The sequence below is a fragment of the Nocardiopsis sp. NPDC055879 genome, from assembly GCF_053615935.1.
The window spans coordinates 130,626-156,173 of record NZ_JBSHCT010000006.1 but is presented as its reverse complement, the minus strand read 5'-3'; the positions used below and the strand labels follow the sequence as shown (position 1 = coordinate 156,173).

25 protein-coding genes and 1 CRISPR repeat array (1 of these 26 cut by a window edge) are annotated in these 25,548 nt (G+C 68.4%); of the genes, 15 read left to right on the top strand and 10 right to left on the bottom strand.

What is annotated here, in order from left to right:
* Positions 1 to 1,579: direct repeats of the CRISPR family, unit length 29 nt; unit sequence GTGAGCCCCACGCACGTGGGGATGGACCG; it reaches 463 nt to the left of the window's first position.
* Between the two features lie 71 nt (positions 1,580 to 1,650).
* Both ACWGKS_RS09010 and ACWGKS_RS09005 read right to left on the bottom strand, forming a co-directional pair.
* A complete protein-coding gene (locus ACWGKS_RS09010) occupies positions 1,651 to 2,316 on the bottom strand; it encodes a poly-gamma-glutamate hydrolase family protein (protein WP_358515761.1) in 666 nt (221 codons plus the stop codon).
* Positions 2,317 to 2,443: 127 nt separating this feature from the next.
* On the bottom strand, positions 2,444 to 2,749 hold the full coding sequence (locus ACWGKS_RS09005) for a hypothetical protein (RefSeq protein WP_358515758.1): 306 nt from the start codon (positions 2,747 to 2,749) through the stop codon (positions 2,444 to 2,446).
* A 151-nt stretch (positions 2,750 to 2,900) separates the two neighbouring features.
* On the opposite strand from ACWGKS_RS09005, the gene ACWGKS_RS09000 reads away from it, so the two are divergent.
* From ACWGKS_RS09000 to ACWGKS_RS08975, 6 genes are all read left to right on the top strand, one after another.
* A complete protein-coding gene (locus ACWGKS_RS09000; protein ID WP_452522236.1) occupies positions 2,901 to 4,088 on the top strand; it encodes a hypothetical protein in 1,188 nt (395 codons plus the stop codon).
* A gap of 60 nt (positions 4,089 to 4,148) precedes the next feature.
* Positions 4,149 to 4,580, top strand: a complete 432-nt coding sequence (locus ACWGKS_RS08995; RefSeq protein ID WP_358516069.1) for an HIT family protein — start codon at positions 4,149 to 4,151, stop codon at positions 4,578 to 4,580.
* A gap of 475 nt (positions 4,581 to 5,055) precedes the next feature.
* Complete coding sequence (locus tag ACWGKS_RS08990; RefSeq protein ID WP_358516071.1) at positions 5,056 to 5,247, top strand: hypothetical protein; 192 nt, start codon at positions 5,056 to 5,058, stop codon at positions 5,245 to 5,247.
* Positions 5,248 to 5,400: 153 nt separating this feature from the next.
* A complete protein-coding gene (locus tag ACWGKS_RS08985; protein ID WP_358516073.1) occupies positions 5,401 to 6,054 on the top strand; it encodes a helix-turn-helix domain-containing protein in 654 nt (217 codons plus the stop codon).
* A gap of 95 nt (positions 6,055 to 6,149) precedes the next feature.
* Positions 6,150 to 6,869: an SAM-dependent methyltransferase gene (locus ACWGKS_RS08980; protein ID WP_358516076.1), complete on the top strand. Its 720-nt coding sequence runs from the start codon at positions 6,150 to 6,152 to the stop codon at positions 6,867 to 6,869.
* A gap of 86 nt (positions 6,870 to 6,955) precedes the next feature.
* Positions 6,956 to 7,381: a DinB family protein gene (locus tag ACWGKS_RS08975; protein WP_358516079.1), complete on the top strand. Its 426-nt coding sequence runs from the start codon at positions 6,956 to 6,958 to the stop codon at positions 7,379 to 7,381.
* Positions 7,382 to 7,677: 296 nt separating this feature from the next.
* On the opposite strand, the gene ACWGKS_RS08970 is transcribed toward ACWGKS_RS08975, so the two are convergent.
* The 4 genes from ACWGKS_RS08970 to ACWGKS_RS08955 all read right to left on the bottom strand — a co-directional run bounded on the left by ACWGKS_RS08970 (position 7,678) and on the right by ACWGKS_RS08955 (position 11,346).
* Positions 7,678 to 8,214, bottom strand: a complete 537-nt coding sequence (locus ACWGKS_RS08970) for an NUDIX hydrolase (RefSeq protein WP_358516081.1) — start codon at positions 8,212 to 8,214, stop codon at positions 7,678 to 7,680.
* A gap of 99 nt (positions 8,215 to 8,313) precedes the next feature.
* A complete protein-coding gene (locus tag ACWGKS_RS08965) occupies positions 8,314 to 9,138 on the bottom strand; it encodes a glycoside hydrolase family 16 protein (protein ID WP_358516083.1) in 825 nt (274 codons plus the stop codon).
* 172 nt (positions 9,139 to 9,310) lie between these two features.
* Positions 9,311 to 10,684: a sensor histidine kinase gene (locus ACWGKS_RS08960; protein WP_358516086.1), complete on the bottom strand. Its 1,374-nt coding sequence runs from the start codon at positions 10,682 to 10,684 to the stop codon at positions 9,311 to 9,313.
* The gene (locus ACWGKS_RS08955) at positions 10,681 to 11,346 is read right to left on the bottom strand and encodes a response regulator transcription factor (RefSeq protein WP_358516090.1); all 666 of its coding nucleotides are present in this window, start codon (positions 11,344 to 11,346) and stop codon (positions 10,681 to 10,683) included. The genes ACWGKS_RS08960 and ACWGKS_RS08955 overlap by 4 nt, the downstream gene beginning before the upstream one ends.
* A 162-nt stretch (positions 11,347 to 11,508) precedes the next feature.
* Here ACWGKS_RS08955 and ACWGKS_RS08950 point away from each other — a divergent pair, with 162 nt between their 5' ends.
* The 3 genes from ACWGKS_RS08950 to ACWGKS_RS08940 all read left to right on the top strand — a co-directional run bounded on the left by ACWGKS_RS08950 (position 11,509) and on the right by ACWGKS_RS08940 (position 14,430).
* The gene (locus tag ACWGKS_RS08950; protein ID WP_087103411.1) at positions 11,509 to 12,195 is read left to right on the top strand and encodes a PepSY domain-containing protein; all 687 of its coding nucleotides are present in this window, start codon (positions 11,509 to 11,511) and stop codon (positions 12,193 to 12,195) included.
* A 143-nt stretch (positions 12,196 to 12,338) separates the two neighbouring features.
* Positions 12,339 to 13,727 carry an LCP family protein gene (locus tag ACWGKS_RS08945; protein WP_452522232.1) on the top strand — a complete coding sequence of 463 codons (1,389 nt, stop codon included), beginning with the start codon at positions 12,339 to 12,341 and terminating at the stop codon, positions 13,725 to 13,727.
* Between the two features lie 112 nt (positions 13,728 to 13,839).
* Entirely contained in the window at positions 13,840 to 14,430 is a 591-nt protein-coding gene (locus ACWGKS_RS08940; protein WP_087103415.1) for a CueP family metal-binding protein, read from the top strand.
* Positions 14,431 to 14,443: 13 nt separating this feature from the next.
* On the opposite strand, the gene ACWGKS_RS08935 is transcribed toward ACWGKS_RS08940, so the two are convergent.
* The 4 genes from ACWGKS_RS08935 to ACWGKS_RS08920 all read right to left on the bottom strand — a co-directional run bounded on the left by ACWGKS_RS08935 (position 14,444) and on the right by ACWGKS_RS08920 (position 19,451).
* Entirely contained in the window at positions 14,444 to 15,100 is a 657-nt protein-coding gene (locus ACWGKS_RS08935; protein ID WP_087103417.1) for a response regulator transcription factor, read from the bottom strand.
* Complete coding sequence (locus tag ACWGKS_RS08930) at positions 15,097 to 16,395, bottom strand: sensor histidine kinase (RefSeq protein WP_358506204.1); 1,299 nt, start codon at positions 16,393 to 16,395, stop codon at positions 15,097 to 15,099. Before ACWGKS_RS08930 ends, ACWGKS_RS08935 begins: the two co-directional genes overlap by 4 nt.
* Positions 16,396 to 16,412: 17 nt before the next feature.
* Positions 16,413 to 18,413, bottom strand: coding sequence for a serine hydrolase (locus ACWGKS_RS08925; RefSeq protein ID WP_358506233.1), 2,001 nt, complete (start codon positions 18,411 to 18,413; stop codon positions 16,413 to 16,415).
* Positions 18,414 to 18,527: 114 nt separating this feature from the next.
* Positions 18,528 to 19,451: a sugar-binding transcriptional regulator gene (locus ACWGKS_RS08920; protein WP_358506231.1), complete on the bottom strand. Its 924-nt coding sequence runs from the start codon at positions 19,449 to 19,451 to the stop codon at positions 18,528 to 18,530.
* 172 nt (positions 19,452 to 19,623) lie between these two features.
* On the opposite strand from ACWGKS_RS08920, the gene ACWGKS_RS08915 reads away from it, so the two are divergent.
* The 6 genes from ACWGKS_RS08915 to ACWGKS_RS08890 all read left to right on the top strand — a co-directional run bounded on the left by ACWGKS_RS08915 (position 19,624) and on the right by ACWGKS_RS08890 (position 25,537).
* A complete protein-coding gene (locus ACWGKS_RS08915) occupies positions 19,624 to 20,637 on the top strand; it encodes a zinc-dependent alcohol dehydrogenase family protein (RefSeq protein WP_087103424.1) in 1,014 nt (337 codons plus the stop codon).
* Positions 20,638 to 20,654: 17 nt separating this feature from the next.
* Positions 20,655 to 22,016: an ABC transporter substrate-binding protein gene (locus ACWGKS_RS08910; RefSeq protein WP_358506201.1), complete on the top strand. Its 1,362-nt coding sequence runs from the start codon at positions 20,655 to 20,657 to the stop codon at positions 22,014 to 22,016.
* Positions 22,013 to 22,972, top strand: a complete 960-nt coding sequence (locus ACWGKS_RS08905; RefSeq protein WP_087103428.1) for a carbohydrate ABC transporter permease — start codon at positions 22,013 to 22,015, stop codon at positions 22,970 to 22,972. Before ACWGKS_RS08910 ends, ACWGKS_RS08905 begins: the two co-directional genes overlap by 4 nt.
* Entirely contained in the window at positions 22,969 to 23,841 is an 873-nt protein-coding gene (locus ACWGKS_RS08900; protein ID WP_452456722.1) for a carbohydrate ABC transporter permease, read from the top strand. Before ACWGKS_RS08905 ends, ACWGKS_RS08900 begins: the two co-directional genes overlap by 4 nt.
* Positions 23,842 to 23,896: 55 nt before the next feature.
* Entirely contained in the window at positions 23,897 to 24,832 is a 936-nt protein-coding gene (locus ACWGKS_RS08895; protein ID WP_358506197.1) for an aldo/keto reductase, read from the top strand.
* A 72-nt stretch (positions 24,833 to 24,904) separates the two neighbouring features.
* Positions 24,905 to 25,537, top strand: a complete 633-nt coding sequence (locus tag ACWGKS_RS08890; protein ID WP_358506194.1) for a GNAT family N-acetyltransferase — start codon at positions 24,905 to 24,907, stop codon at positions 25,535 to 25,537.
* Positions 25,538 to 25,548: the final 11 nt, after the last annotated feature.

Sequence of the window (25,548 nt, the reverse complement as noted above, 5' to 3'; positions counted from 1 at the left end):
TGAGCACTGGTGGGATGCCGGCGTCTGTGAGCCCCACGCACGTGGGGATGGACCGGCCCAGCTCATCCAGCTGGACACCGACCTGTCGTGAGCCCCACGCACGTGGGGATGGACCGGCCTGGTTGGTGGTCTCACCCGTGGGCTGGGCGTGAGCCCCACGCACGTGGGGATGGACCGCTGGCGTTGGACCGGTCGCCTCTGGCGTGGATGTGAGCCCCACGCACGTGGGGATGGACCGCTGGCGTTGGACCGGTCGCCTCTGGCGTGGATGTGAGCCCCACGCACGTGGGGATGGACCGCTCATCCTCGGACGGGTCCAAACCCCCGTGGTGTGAGCCCCACGCACGTGGGGATGGACCGCCACCGACGAGGCCCGCCAGGCCCCCGCCGGTGTGAGCCCCACGCACGTGGGGATGGACCGGTCACCAGCTACAGCGGGCGCGGCATCACCCGGTGAGCCCCACGCACGTGGGGATGGACCGGAACGGGGCCCGTCATCTGGTGACGTGCCCCGGTGAGCCCCACGCACGTGGGGATGGACCGTCGGCGACGTGCCGGATGTGCTTGAACGCGGCGTGAGCCCCACGCACGTGGGGATGGACCGCCCAATGCGTCCGCAATGGCTTCGTCGTCCGTGTGAGCCCCACGCACGTGGGGATGGACCGGATTCCCTTCCCTTATGATTTCTGAGGAATGGGTGAGCCCCACGCACGTGGGGATGGACCGGCCACCCGGTCGCGCGTGTCCGTGGACCTGGCGTGAGCCCCACGCACGTGGGGATGGACCGATCGTCGAAACCCATGGCCGTAAGTCCCTCACGTGAGCCCCACGCACGTGGGGATGGACCGTGCAGCGACTCGTGCTGATTTTGCGCGTACACGTGAGCCCCACGCACGTGGGGATGGACCGGTCGACACGGTCTCGGCCAGGATCAGACGTTCGTGAGCCCCACGCACGTGGGGATGGACCGTGAGCGCCTTACGGATGCCCTGGTGGACGACGGTGAGCCCCACGCACGTGGGGATGGACCGGCCGGCGGGCCCGCTTCGATCGTCACCCTCGGTGAGCCCCACGCACGTGGGGATGGACCGGCATGCGGCTGGTCATCTGCTCCGAGGTCAACGTGAGCCCCACGCACGTGGGGATGGACCGACCCTCGCCGCCGCCGGATACGGGCGCCCCGCAGTGAGCCCCACGCACGTGGGGATGGACCGGTCGGGACGGTGCAGCTGCGTCCCGGCGACAGTGAGCCCCACGCACGTGGGGATGGACCGCCGAGGACTTCTCCCTCGGTGAGCCCCACGGTGTGAGCCCCACGCACGTGGGGATGGACCGCTTAATCGTGAGAACCGAATCGTCGGTATCCAGTGAGCCCCACGCACGTGGGGATGGACCGGCCCCTCAGAGGCCCGCAGGATGGGCCATCCAGTGAGCCCCACGCACGTGGGGATGGACCGTTGGGCGACGCCGAGAACGCGTACAACTCCCTGTGAGCCCCACGCACGTGGGGATGGACCGGAGGCCCGACACGATCCGTCGGCCTACATGACGTGAGCCCCACGCACGTGGGGATGGGGCGGCGGCGTGGGGCGTGTTTAGAAGCTTCGAGGCACCTCGCACACCCCCCGATCGCACGGTGGATGAATCGGGTCAGCGCTGGGCAACGGCCCGTTCGACGGCGGCGACGTAATCGTCGAAGGCCTCGGTGGGGGCGCGATCGACCATGAGCTCGTCGCGCTGGCCACGGGTGAGTTCGAGCTGGACTCCTTCACCACTCGTGTTGCGGTTGGCGATGTTGTCGGGGCTCTCGCCCTTGAGGTGATCGGGGATGGTGCCGGGAGCCTCGAACCCGGCCTCGCGCAGTTCCTCGCGTACCGTGTCACGCAGATCGGTGTCCAGGCCGCCCACGTAGGTGAGGGGCTCATCCCCGGCGGCTCCGTGCCAGGAGACCGTGTAGTCGGAGTCGGCCACGATATCGACGGTCATGGGCTCGTCGAAGCGGGTGGAAGTGATGTGCAGGATGCTGTTGCCGGTCGACTTGATGCCCTCGAACGTGGCGAAGGCGTGGTCACCGGATTGCGCGGCGTGGTCGGCGAGTTCGGTGGTGGGACGTTCGATGCCGCCGCCATGGATGGCGATGTGAGCGACGTCGGTGCTGCCCTCGCGGGTGGAACGCCGGTAGTCGGTGCCCTCGGTCTCGTTGGCGGCGAGTTCGGCGTAACTGGAATAGGTGTCATCGGCGGCCGCGGGTCCGGCTGGCGCAAGCGGGATGGCGAGAAGGGCCACGGCGGCCACGGTGGCGGTCCTGAGGGGCATGTGCGTCCTTCCGAGCGGGGGGCGATCGCGAGGCACATGCTACGGGGCGGCGGTTCGACGGGCCACGGCTTTCGAGGGAAAACGTGACGCCCTCACGGCGAAGCGCCGTGAGGGCGTCACGGAACGTCTAACGGGTGTTGGCCTCGCGCACCGAACGGAGGGTCAGGAGCCGGTCCCGGTGGCGGCGCTTACGGTTGCCGTCCTTGTTGAAAGCCTGCCATTCGGCGGTGCAGCCGCGCTTATGGCACCCGGCGCAGCATCCGCGACGAAAGAGCATGGAATCGGGGTGTTCCCACCGGCAGCGGGTCGTCGGTTCCTCACGGGTCGGGGCGGGCGGTAGGTCGCAGTCACCCCATCGGTGGTCGTGCATCGCCGTCGGAGCGTGTTCACGTCGGCGTACCCACAGTGGTTTGGTCTTGTCCGTACGGGACATCTCGTTCCTTTCGGAACCCGCCACCCGTGATCCCGGAACCTCCGGGCGGGTGGCTAGGCGTACAGACCCATCACCGCCACCTCCTCGAACCGTGTTTCGACGTGTGCTCACCATTCTACGAAAGTCTGCTGTGGCGAAGCTAAGGTTCACTATGCGCGAATACGAACCCAGGGACGTCCCTGAAGAGAGCACCGCCGAGGGCGCGGAGGAGTCCCTGTTCGAGGAGTTCGCTGACGCCTCCCCCGAACAGGCGATCGAGGCGGTCGAGCTGATGCTGGTGGAACCTTGGCACACCGACGCCGACACCCCCTTCGAACACCGCATCGGCGACATCAGCATCACGTCCAGCGATGACGTCGACCTGCACGAGATCGAGTTGCTCCGCAGCCCGGACTTCTTCGATGACTCCACCGGTGAGCTTCACACCGCAGTGCTGGAACAGGCCGAGCCGGTGGCGAACACGATGGAGCGAGCGGCACGTGAGGCCTGGGGCGAACCCACCGTCATCCAGGTCTCGGACGACCCCCACGCTTGCACGGTCCTGGACGTCGTCCTCACCACGCTCAACCACACGACCGTCCTGGTCTGGCGACGGGAAGACCGCTACGTCGCCCTGATCAGTGGTCAAGGCGACAAGGAACTGCGGTTCATGGTGACCTTCCTGGTCCTTTCCCGCGCCGCCGTGGAGGACGCCGTCTTCGACATGACGGGTGAAGCGCCACAGGCCTCGGCCGTGGAGGAGGGCCTGGTCGCGAGACTTCCGTCCGGGATCACCCTTCCCGGGCAACTCGGTCGCGCGTGGTCGTTCATGGAATCGCAGGGATGGGGAGGAGAGGACACCGGGGGAGACCCGTTCCTCACGCCCTATCCGGGAGAGTTCCAACTCGGTTCGGTGTTCTCGGCGGGTTTGTCGGTTCGTGGGTGGCTCGACCCCGAGGCGCCCGGCGCCGAGCGCCTCATCCCGCTCGCGGAGACCGACGGCTCTGGCGGCCTCGCCCTGCTCTGGTTCGACGACTCAGGTGCGCCTCGCTTCGTGGCGCTTTCCTCGGAAGGCGGCGAAGGGATCCGCCTCGCGGACGACCCCGTCGACTTCCTGAAGCTGGTCGCGATCGGGTACCGGGAATTCGTCGACCATGCCTTCGGCGCCGAACCGGACGCGTTCGATGATGAGGACGACACCGAGGGACAGGAGGCGAAGGAGGCCCACGCTCTGTTCCGTGCCTGGGTCGAGTCGGAGTTCGACGTCACCGTTCCGAGTATGTGGGAAGTGCGCCCGGACCGAGAGTTCCAAGCGTGGCTGCAACCGTTGGTCGACGAACACGGGATCGGACTCGATTGATCGACCGAGGTCCCTGATAGAACCTTGAGGACGCCACTCGCGGACAAGAAGGGCCTTCCCATGCCGACCCTCTTTTCGAAGATCATCGCCGGTGACCTACCCGGGCACTTCGTCTGGAAGGATCCGGAGGTCGTGGCCTTCCTGTCCATCGCCCCGCTCCGCCCGGGCCACACCCTGGTCGTCCCCCGTGCCGAGGTCGATCATTGGACCGCTATCGAGCCCGCGCTCCTGACCAAGTGCATGGAGGTGGCCCAGGCCATCGGTCAGGGTGTACGCGCGGCCTGGGACGCCCCTCGTGCCGGGATGGTGATCGCGGGCTTCGAGGTCCCGCACATGCACGTCCACGTGGCCCCGGTCTGGGACCTGTCCGATTTCGACTTCACCACGGTGGAGGTGGAAGAGGACCGGAACGTTCTGGAAGCGGCGGCCGAGCGGTTGCGCACCGCCCTCCAAGAATTGGACTTCCCCCACGCCGTCCCACCCCGGACCTGACCCGAGCTGTCCTGAGTCCCTCGGTGACCTGGTTCTGTGTGTCGTTGGTCAGGGACCGGTATATGGGATCATGACGGCGTCGAAGAGGTGACCCCGGCTCGGAACTCGGCCTGATCCGAACATAACGCGGAGATAACATGCCGCGTTGTCGCAGGTCGTTAACTGTGAGCCCCACGCACGTGGGGATGGACCGACTCCCCGCATCATGGGCATCTTCCCCACCCGTGAGCCCCACGCACGTGGGGATGGACCGGGGAACCCGCCCCCACGCTGCCCCCGCATCCCGTGAGCCCCACGCACGTGGGGATGGACCGGGGAACCCGCCCCCACGCTGCCCCCGCATCCCGTGAGCCCCACGCACGTGGGGATGGACCGTCGTCGCCGACACGATCACCGCCGCGCCCGAAGAGCCCCGTGGAGCCTGGGGTGTGCCAGGACCGCCTCTGTTCACCCCGCGACTTCCTGAACTGGACTCATGAGCGAGACATCGTCGAATCCTCTGGGCGTGTTCCTGCGTGCCCGGCGCGAACTGGTCACGCCCACGCAGGCCGGTATCCCCGAATGCGGAGTGCGGCGTGTGCTCGGGCTTCGACGCAGACGGCGCACCGGTAGCCGTTGTGCTCCATTGCTGACATCGCGTCGAGGGCCGGGCCTGTACGGGCAGTAGATGTGCGTCGACCCCGGTGCCTCCGGTGGCGGCGTTGGTGGAATGGGTTCAAGGGGCATCATCTGCGCTGGTCAAGGTAGTCGGGTCGGGTATCGGTCCTCAACGGGCCGGGAGGTCGCCCTATGTTCGGTCGGGTCGAATTCCTCTGAGTCGATGAGTGAAGATGAACCGATGAACGAACGCGAGGACCCGGAAGCCCCCGAAGTTCCCAAAGACCGGGAAGGCCATGATCGGAACGGCGATCAAGTTGTGCTCGACGACGTGGGTGTTCGGTTGCGGATCCTCCGTAAGCAGGCGGGCCTGACCCTGACCGAACTGGCGCAGCGGACCGGGATCACTCCGAGCACCCTCTCGCGGCTGGAGACCGGCCGGGTTCAGCCCAACCTGGGACAGTTGCTGCCGCTCTCACGGGTCCATCGGCTCCCGATCGACGAACTCGTGAACGCGCCCCGGGTGGGTGATCCGCGCGTGCACCTGCACCCGGTGCGCCGTTTCGGTTTGACGTTCGTCCCGCTCATTCGACGTGCCGGTGGGGTCCAGGCCTACAAGGTCGTCTATCCACCCGCCCGATCCCTTCCGACGCCCGGCATGCGTACTCACGAAGGACACGAGTGGTTCTACGTACTCTCGGGAAGCGTTCGACTGGTCCTGGGCACTGAAGAGGACCTCCTACTGAAGGCCGGTGAGGCCATCGAGTTCGACACCCGTACGCCGCACTGGATCGGCAACCCCGCTGAACGGGAGCCCGCCGAGGTCATCGTGGTCTTCGGAACCCAAGGCGAACGCGTCCACCTGCACGAGAGCTGAACGGTTCGGTGCGGATGGGTTCTTTGTAGATTTGCTTCTTTGCATATCTGCACAGGAATGTGCCTCCGGGCCCCGGGAACGCCCACCATGGCGGCATGGAATCAGAAACCGCACCGCTCCCGTCCAACCGAGAGTTCTGGGAAGGCCGATACCACGACGAGGATTCCTCCTCACCGGACCCCGGACCGAGCCCGGCCTTCACCTCGCTGATAGAGGATCCGGCCCTCGCACCACCATCCATGGGCACCCGTAGGGCACTCGAACTCGCCTGCGGTCGCGGAGGAGACGCACTGTGGACGGCCGCCAGGGGCTGGCACGTCACCGCCGTGGACATCTCGGAACGCGTGCTGGCCGTACTGAATGAACGTGCTCGCAGAGCGGGCCTGGCGGATCGCTTGAGCACACGGCACCACGACCTGGCCCTCTCGGTGCCCGAACCCGAGGCGTGGGATCTGGTCTACGCCAACCACTTCCACACCCCGACGGACATCGACCGTGACGCCATCCTGCGTCGTGTCTCGGACTCGGTGGTCGAGGGCGGGCTGTTGATCGTCATCGACCACGGTTCCAGTGCTCCTTGGTCGTGGGAGCAACGCGAGGATCATCCGACACCGGAGGATCTGTGGAACTCGCTCGACCTGGGGGCCGACTGGTCCGCCCTCGTATGCGAACGACGCTCCCGGCTCGCCCAGAGTCCCGAGGGCGCCGTGGGTGCAGGGGGTGCCGAGAACGTCCAAGGGCCGGAGGGAGACGAGGACCGGACCGCATGGGTGATCGACAATGTGTTGGTGGCGCGCCGTCGCTCGACGACATGAATCGATCGACAGTGAAGGGAAGCAATCCGATGCCCGACTCGAACCGACGACGGGACCGGCCACCGCCCAGGACCGGCCCGAGTGAGATGGAGGTCCTCACCGGCTTCCTGGACTACCTGCGCGAAAGTGCCCTGGCCAAGGTCGTCGACGCGCCCGAGGAACGTGTGCGTGCTCCGGGGGTCGCCTCCGGCACGAACCTGCTCGGTCTCATCGAGCACCTGACCCATGTCGAACGCCGGGTCTTCCTCGGGGAACAGCCCCATGACTGGGCGGACACCTTCCAAGCAGATCCGCGCAAGAGTACGGAAAGCGTCCTCCAGGGATATCGCGAAGCCGTCTCCGCGGCAAACCAGGTGATTGCGGACTGCGCGGACATTGAAGGTCCGGCTCACTCGGGCGAATCCGCGCCGTCGATGCGGTGGGCATTGGTGCACATGATCGAGGAGACCGGTCGTCATGCCGGTCACCTCGACATCCTTCGGGAACTGATCGACGGCAGCACCGGACGATGAACCTGAATCTTGCCTTGGGAGGTAGCGCGGTGAGGCGGGGTGAGGTTAGAGAGCGCTGGGGTTGTTGGGCGTTGTTCGGGTGGGTTGGTGGGGCGCCTCGGGTAGGGGCCCTTGAGGTTGTTGGGCGGGGAAGGAGGGAGAACCCACCCCCGCAACGCCCAACCACCCCAAGAGCCAGAAACCCGAGGCGCCCCACCAGCCATCCGAGCAACGCCCAACAACCAGAAGAGCTCCTAGCTCAGGCGCCCCACACGCCCACCCCCACACCCACCCCGCCAGATCACCGGCAGGGCTATCTACCCGAGGCGCCCCACACGGGGACCGACAAGGCGCTCGGCCACTTCCAACGGGTACCACTCGGCGCTCTCGACCTCGGACTCCTGGACACGCCCGATCTCCCCACAACTCGTGGCGAAGGCGTATCCGAAGTCGAGGTGGAAGTGCGCGGGCTCGTCCTTGTCCGGTCGGGCGGGGACCTCGCCGAACTCGACATAGACGGGAACCGGCGGACCAGGGGCGACCGTGCCCACGTCGACGCCGGTCTCTTCCACCAACTCGCGTGCGGCGCCGGCGATCAGCGTGGAGTCGGTCGGCTCCAGGTGGCCGCCGGGTTGCAGGGTGAGGCCGTAGGCGCGGTGCTCGACCAGCAGGATCTCGGCCCGGTGGCGAACGAGCAGGGCACCGACGGTGACGTGCAGGGGGAAGGTCCGACGTGAGGCGAGGTCGCGGCCCTGGCTCAGCATTCGGGCCGGTTCGGCGAGCGTGGCCGCTTCTTCGGGGTGACGTCGCAGGTAGTCGGTCAGCGTGGCTCGGATCTGTGCGTCGGTGATCATCACGGTGTCCTTCGTCCTGCCGGAAGCCGCTTCACCAGGGGAAAGCGGGGATGCCCGGTCCGGACGGCCCCGGACCCGACACCCCCGCCGCTCACTCGGTCAGTCCAGGGAGTACACGCGCACGTGGTCCACACGCATCTCCTGCGGGAACTGTGTGCTGCCGTCCGGGTAGCCCGGCCAGTCGCCGCCCACGGCGACGTTGAGGATCATGAAGAACGGCTGGTCGTACACCCACGGGTTTCCTCGGGTGTCCTCCCAGGTGTAGGTCTGGTAGGCGTTGCCGTTGACCGACCAGGTCACCGATCCGGGTCGCCAGTCCACGGCGAAGTCGTGGAAGGTGTCGGCGAAGGACCACCCCTGCGGATGCATGTACGAACCGGTCAGGGGGTTGCCGCCGTGGTATCCGGGTCCGTGCAGGCTGCCGTGCACCAGGTGGGGTTCGCGGCCGATGTTCTCCATGATGTCGATCTCGCCGGAGTCCGGCCAAGGTGTTTGGGGGAAGTTCGCGCCCAGCATCCAGAAGGCCGGCCAGATGCCCTGTCCTCGCGGGATCTGGATGCGTGCCTCGATCCTGCCGTACTGGGGCTGGACCTTGTTCTGTGTGGTCATGCGCGCGGAGGTGTAGGAACCGTCGGCTTCCTGGCGGGCGGTGATGACGAGGTGGCCGTTGCCGTCCAGTGCGGAGTTGGCCCGGCTGTCGGTGTAGTTCTGCAGTTCGTTGTTGCCCCAGCCGTGGTCGCCGGTCTCGTGGTTCCAGTTGGCGGGGTCGGGGGCGGAGCCGGCGGGGCCGTCGAACTCGTCCGACCAGACCAGGGTCGCCGCGGTGGGCACCGGTTCCTCGGTCTCGGCGGAGGCGGCGGCGGGGGTGTGCAGGAGGGCGACCGCGGTGAGGAGGGCGGCGGTCGAGGAGGTCAGGGTACGCATGGCGTGCTCCGGGGGAGAGGCCCAAGGGGCGTGGCGGGCGGAGTCGATCCCTGTGGGTCACGTCGGCCGTGGGTACGGGTTCGGTGACCCCTGGTATTGGAAAGTTACCTTACGTTTAGTCTGGCTGTCCGGCAAGGGGGGCACAGGACCTTCTTCCCCGCCGGGTCGTCCTTCAGGCCGTGGCGATGGGCAGGAGGATACGGACCGAACTCCCCTGGGGACCACTCTCTAAGGCCACACGGCCGCCCTGCGCCTTCACCAGGGATCGTACGATCGGCAACCCCAGACCGACGAGTCTTCCCGACTGGTCGGAGCGCGTCGTCACGAACGGTTCGAACACGTGCGGGAGCAGTTCTGGATCGACCCCGGTTCCGTCGTCCGTGACGGTCAGGGCCACGGTGCCCTCGTCGACGTCGGTGGCCACGTCGACGACCACGTCCTGTGGGTTGTGGTCGATCGCGTTGGAGATCAGGTTCATCAGGCACTGCTCCAACCTGGCCTGGTCTCCGAGCACGACCTGAGGCGAGGCCTCTTGGAAGACCACTGATCGCGCGAAGGGGAGCGACTCGATCCTGGCCCGCACGGCATCGAAGAGGTCGGGCAGGAACACCGGACCGCGGTCGGCGTCGATCTCGTCGCCGCCGCGTGCCACCGCCATGAGGTCCTCCAGGACCCGACGCAACCGTTCGAGTTCGGCGTGCACGATCTCCGCCTCCGGCCCTCCCAGCAACTCCAGGTGCCCCTCGGCGACCGCGAGCGGGGTGCGTACTTCGTGGGAGATCGCCGCCAGGTAGCGGCGCCGACCCGTGTCCGCCTGTTCGATACGGGTGAGCATCCGGTTGATCTCGGTGGCCAGCTCCGTGACCTCGTCGTGGGTTTTCGGGACGGGCACACGTGTGGTGAGGTCGGCGGGGGAGATCCCCTGCGCGGCCGCAGACACCTCCCGCACCGGGGCCAAGGTGCGACGCACCACCAGCCACAGCGCGATCCCGCCGCCGCCGACACCGATCCCTCCGGCCAGGGCGGTGACCAACAGGACCGTGGCGGCCGTGTCGTGGACCATGTCCAAGGGCGCGACGACGGTGATCACGGCGATCTCCTCGTCGGTCGCGTCGGTGACGGGAGTGTCCAGCACACGGATCCGGCCGACGTCGGTGTCCATCGTTCGGGCGACCCCGGGGACCGAAGCGGGCGCGTCGTCGCCGCGCATGAGCCCCGCGACCTTGGAAGGGCCGCCGGTGCTCTGCAGACGGACCCCGTCGACGTGTATCAGTGAGACATGTCGGGCCCCACTGGGGCGGATCGACAGTGCCCGGCGTGCGGCGCGTTCGGCCTCGGGACCCGACACCACACCGTCCAGCCCGGCGGCGGTGGGCATCTGTTCCCCCAACGTGTCGCTCAGGAGTTCGGACTCCTGACTCAGCAGGCCGTCGACGTCGTTTCGGCCGGAGACCAGGACCAGCTCATAGGTCAGGGCGGTGATACCGCCCACCACCAACACCATCACCAGCAGGGACCGTAGGACCACGCGTTCGGTGAGGCTCACCTGGCGCCGTCGCTCAAGCGATAGCCGACACCGCGCACGGTCTGGATGTGATCCGCTCCGAGTTTGCGGCGCAGTTGGCTGATGTAGACCTCGACGACGTTGGAGGCCCCGTCGAAGTCGTAACCCCAGACCAGGTCCAGCAACCGGGTTTGGGAGAACACCTGACCGGGGTGGTGCAGGAAGACCGCCAACAGGTCGAACTCCCGGGCGGACAGGGCGATGGCGGCACCGTCCACGAAGGCGGTGTGCCGTCCCAGGTCCAAAGTGATGTCCCCGGCGGTCAGGGTGTCGGTACGGTCCTGACCGCCGGTACGCAGCCGGGCGCGGATCCTGGCCAGGAGTTCGTTCACGCTGAACGGTTTGACCATGTAGTCATCGGCGCCGGCGTCGAGGTTGGCGATCCGGTCACCGACCGCGTCCTTGGCGGTGAGCACGATGACCGGTACCGAGGGGCGGCGCAGGCGGAGCCGACGCAGGACCTCCTCACCCGACAGGTGCGGCAACCCCAGGTCCAGGACGATCAGGTCGACATCGGTGGACAGGGCCATGACCAACCCGTCGACACCGTCGGAGGCGGTCACCACCCGGTGTCCGGCGTCCTCCAGGCCGCGCCGGACGAAGGAGACGATGCCCTCCTCATCCTCCACCACCAGAATCGTCACCGCGCCGCACCCTCCTGCTTCCTTGGACCGCTCCAGCATGCCGGTCGATGCTGAGCCCAGCATGAGGGGAACCTGAAAACGGGCTTCAGGTTGGTTTCAGGTTCCCATCATCGCGCTGGTGGACAATGAGGTTCGCTCGACACCCCATCGAGGAAGGAGCCGATGATGCGACGCCTGCCGAGGTTCCTCCTCACCTGCGCGGCCGCCTTGTCGGCCCTGGCCATGGGCGGGTACGTCCTGCTCGGGGACCCGGAAAGGACGGTCGACACGATCCGTCTCGAAGGCTTCACCGGTGCTCCCACCCTCCGCTCCCCGGTGGGGGAGGGCCCCTCCCGGCCGGTCGACGGCCTTGAGCAGTTGGTCGGTGGCCTGCGTTCCGGTGCGGCCGTCGAGGACTGGTACGTCGCGGGTGTCGGGGTCGACGTCGGCCCTCGCGCGTGGTTGCTCACCGATGCGATCGTAGGGGACTTCGATGGCGACGGCGTGGCGGACCCGGTCCTGGCGGAACTGCGTGCCCTGGAGGGCGCCGAGGTCACACTCGGTGTGCGCTATGACTCCGACAGGGACGACGCCGGTGTGTTCACCATCAATGGGTCGCCCCTGCGCGACACCGACGGCGGGCCCGCCCCGTGGGAGGACTCCGGGGCCTCGGGAGAGGCCGGCCGTGGTGAGGTGGCCCTCGCCGCGGAGGAAGCGGTCGGAGAGGGGGCTCGGGCCACCGAAACCGAGCGCGTCGACGAGGCCGGCCGGCGCGGGTGGGAGGTCCGGGTGCGGGGCTCCGACGATCAGGAGTACCACGTGATCCTCGACCTCTCGGGCGCGGTCGTGGATGTCCGCGCGGACCACTGACGGTCGGTGACCGGGGGTTCCGGCGGTTTCGTGCCCCTTCTTCGCTCCCCACCTGAAGGCGACCTTCAGGTTCGTTTCAGGAAGAACTCAGCAACCACTGACACGCTGGGCGGGTTCGGTCGGAAACGGGAGAGGAGGAGGGGTTGTCACGTCCACCATCCCCTCGGTTGTCCACTGGACAGCGGGTCGCCTGTGTCGTCACGGCGTTGACCATCGTCGCAAGTCTGGGCGGCTACGGCTGGTACCAGGGGTTGATCGGCAACATCACCACCACGCAGGTGGACACCGACGAATGGGACCGGCCCACCAGCGTCGAGGGGGTCATGAACCTCCTCATCATCGGGTCCGACGTGCGCTCGGGTGAGAACGCCGACTACGGCGAGGCCGAGGGCGAGCGCCCCGACACCATGCTCATCGCCAGCGTCAACGTGGACAACGGCGCCGCCACCCTGGTCAACCTGCCCCGCGACCTCATGGTCGACCTGCCCGGCTGTGAGGCCGTGGAGGGTTACGAGGGCATGGACCCCCAGCAGGGCATGATCAACTCCGTCATGACCCTGGGTGGGGTGGGCTGCCAGTGGAAGGCCGTGGAACAGGTGACCGGTGTGCACCTGGACCACTTCCTCATGATGGACTTCACCGGGTTCAAGGACATGGTGGACGCCCTGGGCGGGGTGCGGATGTGCATCCCCGAGGCCGTCGACGACCCCAAGGCCCACCTACGGCTGGACGCCGGACTCCAGACGCTCGATGGCGAGGACTCCCTGGGCTTCGTGCGTTCCCGCTACGCCCAAGGGGACGGCAGCGACCTGTCGCGGATCGACCGCCAACAGGAGTTCATGGGCGCCATGCTCCGCGAGGTCCTCAGCAGCGAGGTCATGACCAACCCGGTCACCATCACCAACTTCCTCGGCGCCGTCACCGATTCCATCAGTACCGACGACGACCTCACCGTCGACATCATGACCGACCTGGCCATCTCCATGCGCGAGGTCGACCTGGACCGGGTCCAGTTCGTCACCGTCCCCAACGGGGCGCACCCCGACGACGAGAACCGCATCATGATGAGCCGGCCCCAGGCCACGGAGCTGTTCGAGGCGATCAACGCGGGAGCGGATGTTTCCGGGGGAGAGGAAGGGGACGGGGACGACGCGGCCGATCCACCCGATCCACCCGAGATCTCGGTCGAGATCGTCAACAACACCGGCATCGACGGGCTCGCCCTGGAGATCCAGACCCTCCTGGTCGACGAAGGATTCGTGGTCACCGGTACCGGAAACCCCGAACTGCGCGCCCCCGCCGCGACCACCGTCTACCACGGTCCGGGCGAGGAGGCGGCGGCCGAGCTGCTCGCCGGTTCCCTGGACAACGCCGTGACCGAGGAAACCGAAGGGCTGGAGCAGACCCTCGAACTCGTCGCGGGTACCGATTGGAACGGTCTCTCGGGCGACTCCTCGGCCGAGACCGACCTGTCCATCACCGACGACCTGGGCGGCGTCACCGCCGAAGAGACAGAGGAGAGCGCTTGCTGAGGTAGGACCCCGCACGTTCCACCGATCCGCCGAGCCGGGTACCCCGGGCGGGTATAGGATGATCCCGCTCGACGTCGACCACGGGATCACGGGATCGGAACGGGAATCGGACATGAGGTACACGGCCATGGCCACGGTCGCCGCCGCGGCGCTCGCACTCACGGCGTGCGCCGCTCCACAGACCCAAGAGGGCGCCCCCGCGGACCAGGTCACGGAACTCCTGGCCGCGCATGGGCTCGACGACCTCGAAGGGCTCGACCCCCGGGAGCTCGTCGACCGCCTCGACCTCATGGCCGTGGAGGATCGACCCACCGACCTCATGGCCTCGGTGCGGCCCGGCTCACTGCTCCTGTCCGACACCGCCGGGGGCGAAGAGGTCGAACTCGACCTGCCCGAGGACCTCTTCTACCTGTCCATGGCCCCTTACGTGGACCGGACCCACGACTGTTTCCACCACAGCCTCACCTCCTGCATGGGCGAGCTGCGCGGTGAGGAGGTCACCGTGACCATCACCGACGACGCCGACGACACCGTGCTGGTGGAGGAGACCGCCCCCACCTTCGACAACGGGTTCGTCGGCTACTGGCTGCCCGGCGACATCGACGCGACCGTCACCGTCGAGTACGAGGGCCGCTCCGGTAGTACGCCGATCTCCACCGGTGCGGACGACCCGACCTGCCTGACCACCCTCGAACTGGTTTGAGGTACTCGACGCCTCAAGGCCGGGCCACACCCGTCCGGTAGGCCCACACCACCGTCTGAAGCCGGTCCCGGGTACCGATCTTGGTCATCGCCCGCCCCAGGTGCGACTTCACGGTGCTGGTCTCGATGAACAACACCTCGGCGATCTCCGCGTTGGACATCCCCTTGGACAGCATCCGAACGATCTCCGCCTCGCGCGAGGTCAGCAGGTCCACCACCTCGGGGGCGCGCTCCTTGGGCGGTCGCCGCCGGGCGAACTCGGCCATCACCCGCCGGGTCACCGACCGGTCCATCAACCCCTGCCCTCGCGCCAACCGCCGTACCGCCTCCACCAGATCGTCCGGGTCGGTGTCCTTGAGGACGAACCCGGACGCGCCGGCCTCCAGCGCCCCGAACACGTACTCGTCGAGGTCGAACGTGGTGATGACCAGCACCTCGGGCGGCTGCCCGCCGGCATGGTCCAGGATCTCCCGGGTCGCGGACAAGCCGTCGCCACCGGGCATGCGCACGTCCATGAGCACCACGTCGGGCTCCAGCCGACGGGCCAGTTCCACGGAGCTCGGCCCGTCACCGGCCTCGCCCACCACCTCGATGTCCTCGGCCGACTCCAGGATGACCCGGAACCCGGTCCGAACGATGGCCTGGTCGTCCACCAGCAGCACCCTGATCAACGCGTCTCCTCCCGCTCCACCGGAATCTCCCACCGAACCCGCCAGCCCCCGCCGTCCGTGGGCCCCACGTCCAATCTCGCGCCGACCACGTCCGCGCGCTCACGCATCCCCAACACCCCGAGCCCTCGGTGGCGCCGGTCGGTGTCCGGGGTGCCGCCCCTCTCGTTCTCGACCTCCAACGCGAACCGCGCGGGTCGGTACCACAACCGTACGGACACCTTCGCGCCGGCGGCGTGGTCACGGGTGTTGGTCAGTGCCTCCTGCACCGTCCGGTAGGCGGTCACGTCGGCGATCGGTGGCAGTTCGTAGGGGCTGCCCTCACGAACGAGGCGAAGGTCGGTGCCCAGTTCCCGTTCCGTCGACACGAGTCGTTCCACGGCGGCCAGTCCCGGAACCGGCGCGTCCCGGACCTCCGTCTCGTGGCCGGGCCGCGCCTCCTCCTCGTCCGGGTCGCGTAGTGCCCCCACCACGGCCCGCAGGCCGGTGAGGGTCTCCTTGCCCTGGGTACGCACCCAGTCCATCGCGTGGCGGGCGGCCTCGTCGTCGCGACCGATCAGCCGTTCGGCGGCCCCCGCCTGGACGACCATGCCGGACAGGTGGTGGGCGGCGATGTCGTGCAGCTCCCGCGCCATGCGGGTGCGTTCGGCCCGGATCGCGGTCTGTGCGCGCTCCTTGTGCGCCTGTATCTCTTCGGCGTCGCGCAGCCTCACCAGTTCCGCGTAACGGCGGTGGGTCCCCACGTAGATGCCGATCAGGCCCGGGATGAGGAGCGCCGGCACGGTCAGGATCGGCGCCGTCACCCAGGGAGGCGGTTCGCCCGGCAGTACCAGGGAAACTCCTGCGGCCGGCGCCAGAGCACCCGTGAGCAGGCCCTCCGCCGTCCCGTACACCAGGGCGCACGCCACCAGCACGACCGACAACCGCGACAGTGACAGCATGGTGCCGCAGGTGTAGGCGGCGATGAACAGGGCCGGCCCATGGAAGTTGAACCCGGCCGGGGTCAGGGCCGCGAGCAACACCTGGAGCGCCGCGACCCCCACCAGGGACAGGACCGGGTTCCGCCGACGCAGCCCCAGAGGAAGGGCCTGCGTCAGCAACACCAGGCCGGCGGAGACGATCGTTCCCCGGGCGAGCACGAGGCCCTCCAACGCCTCCAAGGCGGGCAGGGACACCCACAGGACGGCGACGGACACCGCTGCCACCAGCAGACCCAGGGCGATGTCGCGGCGGGTGTCCCCCCGCAGTCCCAGACCGTCCAGCAGATGATCGAAACGGTGCGTCGCCGACCGATCCATGATGATGACCTCTCGCCTTAGTAGGACACGCTGGGGAAGAGCAGCCCGAAGGTGACCGCGAACCACTGCACGATCAACAGGGCGATCAGGACCAGGGCACCGCCCACCACATACTTCCATCCCGCGCGCCGTCGGAGGTCCTGGAACAGGCTCCAGGCCGCGGGCAGGATCGCCAGGATCCCGAGCAGTTGCAGCGCCTGGATCGAGCGCAGCACCAGGGTGGGGACGGTCTGGAACTCCATGATGACCATGACGACCGACACCCAGGACGAGAGCGCCACCACGGTGGATCCCACACCGACCCTGGTGAGGACGCGGGCGAGCCGACCTTCGCGGCCGCGCCCGGGTTTGCCGGCCCAGCGCCGCAGAAGGGCCCCGATCGGCCACGACAGCACGGTCACCACCAGGATGAGCACCGCCGCCGCCATGATCGGCAACGCCACCGATTGCTGACGCTCACCGTCGACAGGAAGCAGGGTGAACGCCGACGCGAAGCCGATGGCCTCGACGCTCTGCCCGTCCTCGTCCGGGCGCATGGTGATCACGCTGTGTCCGTCGACCTGGCGCCACACCCACGGTTCGATCTCCTCGTAGACCGTTGGAACGAACGTTTCCGGTCCGGGGGAGACCAGGATCGTCCCGTCGCCGAGGTCCTGTACCCGGGTCTGCCCCAGGAGGTTCAGGGTGGCGAGGAAGTTGCTCTCCATCTGCCGTGAGCTGATGTAGTAGCCCTCGGCGAGGGCGGCGTGTTCGGCGGCCGTGTCCTCGACCGAGGCGTCCTCGACGCTTCCCTCCTCGGCGGGGAAGTACCGGTCGAAGAATCCGTCCACGACGTCCATGCGCAGGAGGTGGCTGGCCATGTCCGCGTTGCCGCTGCCGTTGAGGGTCACGAAGATGCCGCTGCGCGCCTCGGGCAGGAACTGCATCTCGGTGTGGAAGTGCTGGGTGTCCCCGCCGTGCCCGAGGATGCGGTGACCGTTACGGTCCTCCTCGAAGAGCCCCAGCGTCATCCGCGGTCCACCCGCCATGGGGCCCAGGACGTCCTCGTCCAGGGCCGGGGCGTGCATCTGCTCCAGGGTGGCGGGTTCGAGGATCTCCCCCTCTCCCTCCTGCGGCATGTGGGCGAGCATGAACCGCGCCATGTCGGTGGCCGAGGCGGTGAACGCGCCGGCGGGGGCCTCGGCCACCGTCTCGAACGGTTGGGCGGGGCCGCCGGTGACCTCGTAGGCGCCGGACAGACGTTCCCGCAGGTCGTCGGGTAGCGGCTGGGCGAAGGAGGAGGAGTCCATGCCGAGTGGTTCCAGGACCTCGGACCGGACGTACTCGTCGAAGGGGACGCCGCTGACCTGTTCGACGATGAGTCCGGCGAGCGAGTTGCCGTGGTTGGAGTAGGACGGGACCTCACCGGGCGGGTAGATCTGCTCCGGTGGGTCGGTGCTCAGACGTTGGGCCAGATCGGTCTCGGCGCCCTCGGCGAGGATGGCCCCTTCGATGCTTTCCTCGAACCCGGGTGTGTGGGTCAGCAGGTGCCGCATCGTGATGGGCTCGTCGAAGTTCTTGGGCTGGGGGAAGTCGAGGTATTCGTCGATGTCGGTGTCCAGGTCGATCTCCCCGCGCTCCACCAGTTGCATGGCGGCGGTGGCGGTGAACACCTTGGAGACGGAACCGACCCTGAAGAGGGTTTCCTCCGGATCGACGGGTACCGGTTCCTCCCCGTCGACGCCGGTGTCGGCGTAGCCGTAGCCGCGGGCGGTGAGCAGTTCACCGTCGTGGACCACGGAGATCGAGGCGCCGGGGATCTCGGTCCTCGCCAACTCCGTGGGGACCAATCCGTCCAACCAGGCGTTGACGTTCTCCTCGGTGAGTTCGGCGGTTACGGGGGGCACGGGGGCGGGGGTGGCCGCGACCGGGTCGGCCGAGCCGGAGGCGCACCCGGTGGCGAGCACGGCCAGGGCGCCGAGGGCGGCGGCCAGGGTCACCGGGGTCCGATGCCGGCGGGTGGGTGGGTCGGTCTTCATGGGGATCACGGATCTCCTTCTCGTGTGTGATCCCAGCCTTGTGGAGGGCGCCCCCTCGCCGCATCGGGCGCGGGTCGAGACCGCGTCTACGACCTTTGGTGGAGGCGGCCACCCTCAGAACCCTTCGAGCAGTACCTTCGCCACGTCGCCGTCGGTCACCAGGGTCGAGACCAACCCGCTCTTGAGTACCGCGCCGATCGCCCGGGCCTTGGCCTCGTCGCCGGCTCCGGCGACCGCCACCACCTCGGGAACCTCGCGCAGTCGGTCGGTGTCGATGCTGATGACCCGCTCGTCCAGGTCGGTGTGGATGCGCCGCCCCTCGGAGTCGAAGAGCCGGGCGGACATCTCCGCGCTCACGCCCAGCGCCGTGTACCGCTCGCGCGCCCGCGGGGTCAGCGCGGGATAGACGGTCGAGTTGTGCTCGTCCCAGCCGCCGATGGCCACCACGGCGGTGGAGAGTCGATCGAAGTGCCCGAACGCGGCGGCGATGCCCGGGTCGGCGCGCAGGGTCCGCGCGGTCGCCGCGTCCGGCAGGATGAGCGGCGCGTAGATCGGGTACGCCGCGCCACCGGACAGCCGCGCCACCCTGCGTACCGTCTCCACCGACCCGCCGGCCTCGGTGTGCTCCGAGAGCACCCCGTTGAGTTGCACCACCGTGCATCGGGGCAGTTCGACCATCTCCGCGCCCATGGCCTGGAGGCCGCGACTCCAGGCCAGTCCCAGCACGTCGTCGGGGCGCACGATCTCGGCCAGCAGTCGAGCCGCCACCGAACCCAGGGCCCGGCGGGTCTCCAGTGGGTCCTCCAAGGCGTCCACGACGATGGCCCGCCGCAGCCCGTAGGCCTCTCTGAGCCGTTCGGACTGTTCCCCGGCCAGCCGCGCGGGCAACCGGATGTCGATGCGCACGATCCCGCTCGTTCGAGCGGTCTCCAGGTCGCGAGCGATCTTGAACCGGCTCAGTCCGAACTCCTCGGCGATCTCCACCTTGGAGCGTCCCTCCAGGTAGAACCTGCGGGCTATCGCGGCGAGCCGCACCATCTCCGCGGGGCCGTCGGGGGTAGGGTCACTGCGCCGATCGCTCATATGTGCATGAGTGTACTCGATTGTTGCTCCACCCATTGACACGCTGATTCCGGTGGGCTTTGAATGTACGAACATCTGTGACACAGATCGCTCAAACGAGCGATCACGCTTTCGGGAGGGTTCAGCCGTGCGCGCCGCCATCATCACCGAACCGGGATCCCTCGCCGTGGGAGACCGCCCGGAACCCACTCCCGCCCCCGACGGAGTCGTCGTCCGGGTCGGAGCCTGTGGCATCTGCGGGACCGACCTGCACATCGCCGACGGGGAGTTTCCGCCCAGCCCCTACCCGCTGGTGCCCGGCCACGAGTTCGCCGGTACCGTGACCGCCGTCGGCGAGCGCGCCCCCGGGGGCCTGCGCCCCGGCGACCGGGTGGCCGTCGACCCCTCGCTGTTCTGCGGACACTGCGAGTACTGTCGCGCCGGACGCGGCAACCTCTGTGCCAACTGGGGCGCGATCGGCGACACCGTCGACGGCGCCTTCGCCGAGTACGTGGCCGTCCCCGCCGCCAACTGCTACCGCATGCCCGACTCGATGAGCATGCGCGAGGGCGCCCTCGTCGAACCTTTGTCCTGCGCCGTGCACGGCGTGCGACGCATCGGCGTGGAGAACGGCGAACGCTTCCTGCTGATCGGCGCCGGCACCATGGGCCTGCTCCTGCAACAGCTGCTCCAAAGCTCCGGTGCCCGGGTGACGATGGTCGACCGCAACACCCGCCGCCTGGCCATCTCCGCCGACCTGGGCGCCGAACACACCGCCACCGACGTCACCGAACTGGACGGTGTCGGACCGGCCGACGGCTTCGACGCCGCGGTGGACGTCACCGGGGCGCCCCCCGCCATCGAAGCGGCCTTCATGTCCCTGCGCAGAGGGGGACGCCTGCTCGTCTTCGGGGTCGCCGACGGAGAGGCCCAGATCTCGCTCTCGCCCTTCCGGATCTACAACGACGAGATCACCATCGTGGGCTCCATGGCCGTGCTGAACAGTTACGGAGCCGCCGTGGACCTCATGGCCTCCGGGGCGATCCAGACCGCGCCGCTGCTCACCGACACCCTGCCCCTGGAGAAGTTCCCGGAGGCACTGGCCATGATGCGGGCCGGTAGCGGGGTCAAGATCCAGGTCGTCCCCGAGACCTCCGCCTGAGCCGGAAAGGCATCACCGTGCGCACCACCACCTTCACCACCGGCGCCACCGCCGTGGCGGCCTCGGCGCTCCTGCTCACCGGCTGCGCCGGGGCGGGGGCCACCTCCGCGGGGGAGGGGGCCGTCCGACTGACCGTCGCGATCGTGTCCAACCCACAGATGCAGGACGCGATCTCCCTGCAGGACGAGTTCCGCGAGGAGAACCCCGGCATCGAGGTCGACTTCGTGTCCCTGCCCGAGAACGAGGCCCGCGCCAAGATCACCACGTCCGTGGCCACCGGCGGGGGCGAGTTCGACGCCGTCATGATCAGCAACTACGAGACCCGTCAGTGGGCCGAGTACGGCTGGCTGGAGAACCTGCAACCCCTCATCGACGAATCCGAGGGCTACGACCACGAGGACTTCATCCCCTCCCTGCGCGAGGACCTGTCCGTGGACGGCGACATGTACTCGGTGCCCTTCTACGGGGAGTCGTCCTTCCTGACCTACCGCACCGACCTGTTCGAACAGGCCGGCCTGGAGATGCCCGAGAACCCCACCTGGGACGAGGTCGCCGATCTCGCGGCCGAACTCGACGGGGTGGAGCCGGGCGTGGCCGGGATCTGCATGCGCGGCCTGGCCGGGTGGGGTGAGGTCCTCAGCCCGTTCAACAGCGTCCTCAACACCTTCGGCGGCCGCTGGTACGACGAGGAGTGGAACGCCGAACTCGACTCCCCGCAGTTCCAGGAGGCCGCCGAATTCTACGTGGACCTGGTCCGCGAACACGGACAGCCCGGCGCCGCCAACAGCGGCTTCGGTGACTGCCTGAACCACTACTCCCAGGGCCGCGCGGCCATGTTCTACGACTCCACCTCCATGGTCAGCACCATCGAGGACGAGAACACCGCGACCGTGGCCGGACTCAACGGCTACGCGCCCGCCCCGGTGGCCGAGAGCGACTACGGCGGCTGGCTCTACGCCTGGGCCCTGGGCATCCCCTCCACCTCCGAGCACAAGGAGGAGGCCTGGACCTTCCTGGAATGGATGACCGACCGGGACTACGTGCGCACGGTCGCCGAGGAGTACGGCTGGCAGCGGGTCCCGCCCGGCAACCGACTGTCCACCTTCGAGGAGCCCGCGTACCAGGAGGTCGCGGGGGCCTACGCCGAACCCATGCTCCAGGGCATCGAGGAGGCCGACCCGCAGGACCCGGGCACCCGACCCGTCCCCTACGACGGCATCGGATTCCTGGCCATCCCCGAGTTCCAGGACCTGGGCACCCGGGTCAGTCAACAGCTCAGCGCCACCATCGCCGGACGGATCACCGTCGAAGAGGCGCTCGCGCAGAGCCAGGAGTACGCCGAGACGGTCGGCGACACCTACAAGGAGGACGGGCGATGAGCACGGCGACGGCACCCGCCGAGAAGACGTCCGGGAAACCGACCGCACCCGCGGCCCGCACCGGTCGCGGCCCACGCGCCGCCGGGTGGGTGCGCCGGGCACCCCTGCTGCCCGCGCTGGTGTTCATGCTGGTCGTCACCCAGCTGCCGTTCCTGGCCACCATCGTCTACTCGCTCAGGTCCTGGAACCTGGTGCGCCCCGACTCCCAGGCGTGGGTGGGGCTCACCAACTACCTGGCGGTCTTCACCGACCGGCAGTTCCTCGCCGCGACGGCCAACACGGTGCTCATCACCGCCGCCTGCGTGGTGGTGGCGATGCTGTTGGGCGTCGGCCTGGCCCTGCTGTTGGACCGGAAATTCTGGGGGAGGGGCGTGGTGCGCACCCTCATCATCACCCCGTTCCTCATCCTGCCGGTGGCCACCGCGCTGCTGTGGAAGCACATCATGTTCGAGCCGGTGTTCGGCCTGATCAACTTCGTGCTCTCCCCACTGGGCGTGGAAACCTACGACTGGGTCTCCCAGACACCGATCGTGTCCGTGGTCATCGCCCTGGTGTGGCAGTGGACCCCGTTCATGACGTTGCTGGTCCTTGCCGGTCTCCAGAGCCAGGACACCGACGCCCTGGAGGCCGGACAGGTCGACGGCGCCTCCAGGTGGCAGAGCTTCGTGTGGATCACCCTGCCGCACCTGCGCCGCTACATCGAACTGGGCGTCCTGCTGGGGTCGATCTACGTGGTCAACACCTTCGACACGATCTACATGATGACCCAGGGCGGCCCGGGCACGGCCAGCTCCAACCTGCCCTTCTACATCTACCAGCGCACCTTCCTCGGCTTCGACATCGGTCAGTCGGCGGCGATGGGCGTCGTGGTGGTGGTCGGCACCATCCTCGTGGCGATGCTGGCGCTGCGACTGATCTTCCGCACGTTCATGAACGCACAGGAGGCCACATCGTGACCGCCCAGGCCACCGCACCCTCGGCCTCCGCCGACACCCGCGTCCCGCACCGGCCGCGCCGGCCGATCGGCGCGATCGCCCTGAGCGTGTTCACCTGGCTCGTGGGCCTGGTGTTCGTCGCCCCCGTCCTGTGGCTGGTGCTGACCGCGTTCAAGCAGGAGAACCAGGCCGCCACCGACCCGCCCACGCTCTTCTTCCAACCCACCCTGGACCGGTTCGCCGCGGTGCTGGGCGCGGACTTCATGCCCTACCTGGGCAACTCCGTGATCGCCACCCTGGCCTCCACGCTCCTGGTGCTGGCCCTGGGCATACCCGCGGCGTACGCGCTGTCCATCGCCCCGGTCAAGCGCACCAACGACGTGCTGTTCTTCTTCATCTCCACGAAGATGCTGCCGGTGGTGGCGGTGGTCGTGCCGATCTACGTCGCGGCCGCGCACCTGTCCATGCTCGACAACATCTGGACCCTGGTGGTGCTGTACACGGCGATGAACCTGCCCATCGCGGTGTGGATGCTGCGCTCGTTCTTCCTGGAGGTGCCCAAGGCGATCGTGGAGGCCGCCCGGGTGGAGGGGGCGGGTCTGGGCCGGGTGCTGTGGTCGGTGATGCTGCCGATCATGGCACCGGGCATCGCGGCCACCGCCCTGATCTGCATGATCTTCGCGTGGAACGAGTTCTTCTTCGCGGTCAACCTGACCGCCGCCCAGGCCGCCACCGTCCCGGTCTTCCTCACCGGCTTCATCACCAGCGAGGGACTGTTCGTGGCGCAGCTGTCGGCGGCCGTGGTCATGGCGTCGCTGCCCATCGTGGTGATCGGCTGGACCGCCCAGCGTCAACTCGTCCGCGGCCTGTCCATGGGCGCCGTTAAGTAGTGGATTCTTCGATCGGGTGCCCGTAATGTGGGCGCCCGATCGGAAAGGACCCCCGTTGAAGACGTTCACCCTGCCCGGAACGGGCATCACCGTTCCCAATGTCGTGCTCGGGCTGATGCGCATCGCCCGCAAGACCGACGAGGAGATCCGCGCCCTGGTCGGCGCCGCACGCGAGGCGGGGATCGACTTCATCGACCACGCCGACATCTACGGGCCCACCACCCACGCCTGTGAACGTCGCTTCGCCGAGGCGATGCGCCTGACCCCCTCCGAGCGCGAGTCCCTGACCATCCAGACCAAGGCCGGTATCGTCCCCGACGGGCCCTACTTCGACCACTCCTACGAGCACATCGTGGCCTCCGTCGAGGGTTCCCTGCGGGCCCTGGACACCGACCACGTCGACATCCTGCTGCTGCACCGACCCGACGCGCTCGTCGAACCCGAGGAGGTCGCCCGCGCCTTCGACGAACTCGAAGCGGCCGGGAAGGTGCGCGCCTTCGGGGTCTCCAACCACACACCCCGCCAGGTCGACCTGCTGCGCAGGTACGTGCGGCAGCCGATCGTGGCCAACCAGCTCCAGCTGTCCATCACCCACGCCCCGATCATCACCCAGGGCCTGGCGTCGAACATGCTGGGCGAGCCCCAGTCGGCCACCCTCGACGGCGGCGGTGTCCTGGACCACGCCCGCCTGCACGACATCACCGTGCAGGCCTGGTCGCCCTTCCAGGCCGGGTTCTTCGACGGGGTGTTCCTGGGCTCGGACGAACACGCCGAACTCAACGCGGTCATCGACCGTCTCGCGGAGAAGTACGGCGTGCCGCCCATCGCGGTGGCCACCGCCTGGATCACCCGCCACCCCGCGCGGATGCAGGTCGTACTGGGCACCACCACCCCCGAGCGGGTCACCGGCGCCGCCCAGGGTTCGGAGCTGAACCTGACCCGCCCCGAGTGGTACGAACTGACCCGCGCCGCAGGTCACCGCGTTCCCTGACCCCGCGAAGGGGTCCCTCGTCGGGCCGATCTCCGGTACTGTACCGTCTGGACGGTTCATGAAAGGAGAGGCATGGGAAGCGCGGAGGAAAGAGGGGGCGGGCTCTCGATACGGGCGGCCGGCCGTCGGGACGTGACGGCCGTGTCCCGGGTGCTGGCACGGGCCTTCGAGAAGGACCCGTTCGTGGCGTGGATGTTCCCCGAGGACCTCGGGCGGCGGGCACGCCGGCTCTACGCGATCGAGGCCGGGTTCGAGTACCTGCCGTACGGGCTGATGGACGTAGCCGTGCTCGACGACCGGGTCGTAGGCGCTGCCCTGTGGGGCAGACCCGACGTCTCCACGGGCCCGGGCGCCCTGCGCTCCCTTCCGCACCTGGCCGCGCTCTTCGGGGCGGATCGGCTGCCCACCGTGCTCCGGGGCCTCACCAGCCTTTCCGAACACACACCCCGCACGCCGCACTGGTACCTCGCGGAACTGGGCACCGACCCCGACGTTCGTGGCGTCGGGGCCGGTGTGGGCCTGCTGCGTCATGGGCTGGAACGGGCCGACCTGCACGGTGCGCCGGTCTTCCTGGAGTCGAGCAACACGGAGAACCTGCCGTTCTACGAACGCTTCGGGTTCCGAGTCCTGACCGAGGTCCCCATGCCCGACGGGCCGACCCTGCACACCATGCTGCGCGACCCGGCCCAGGCCGACGATCACTGACCGATCAGTCG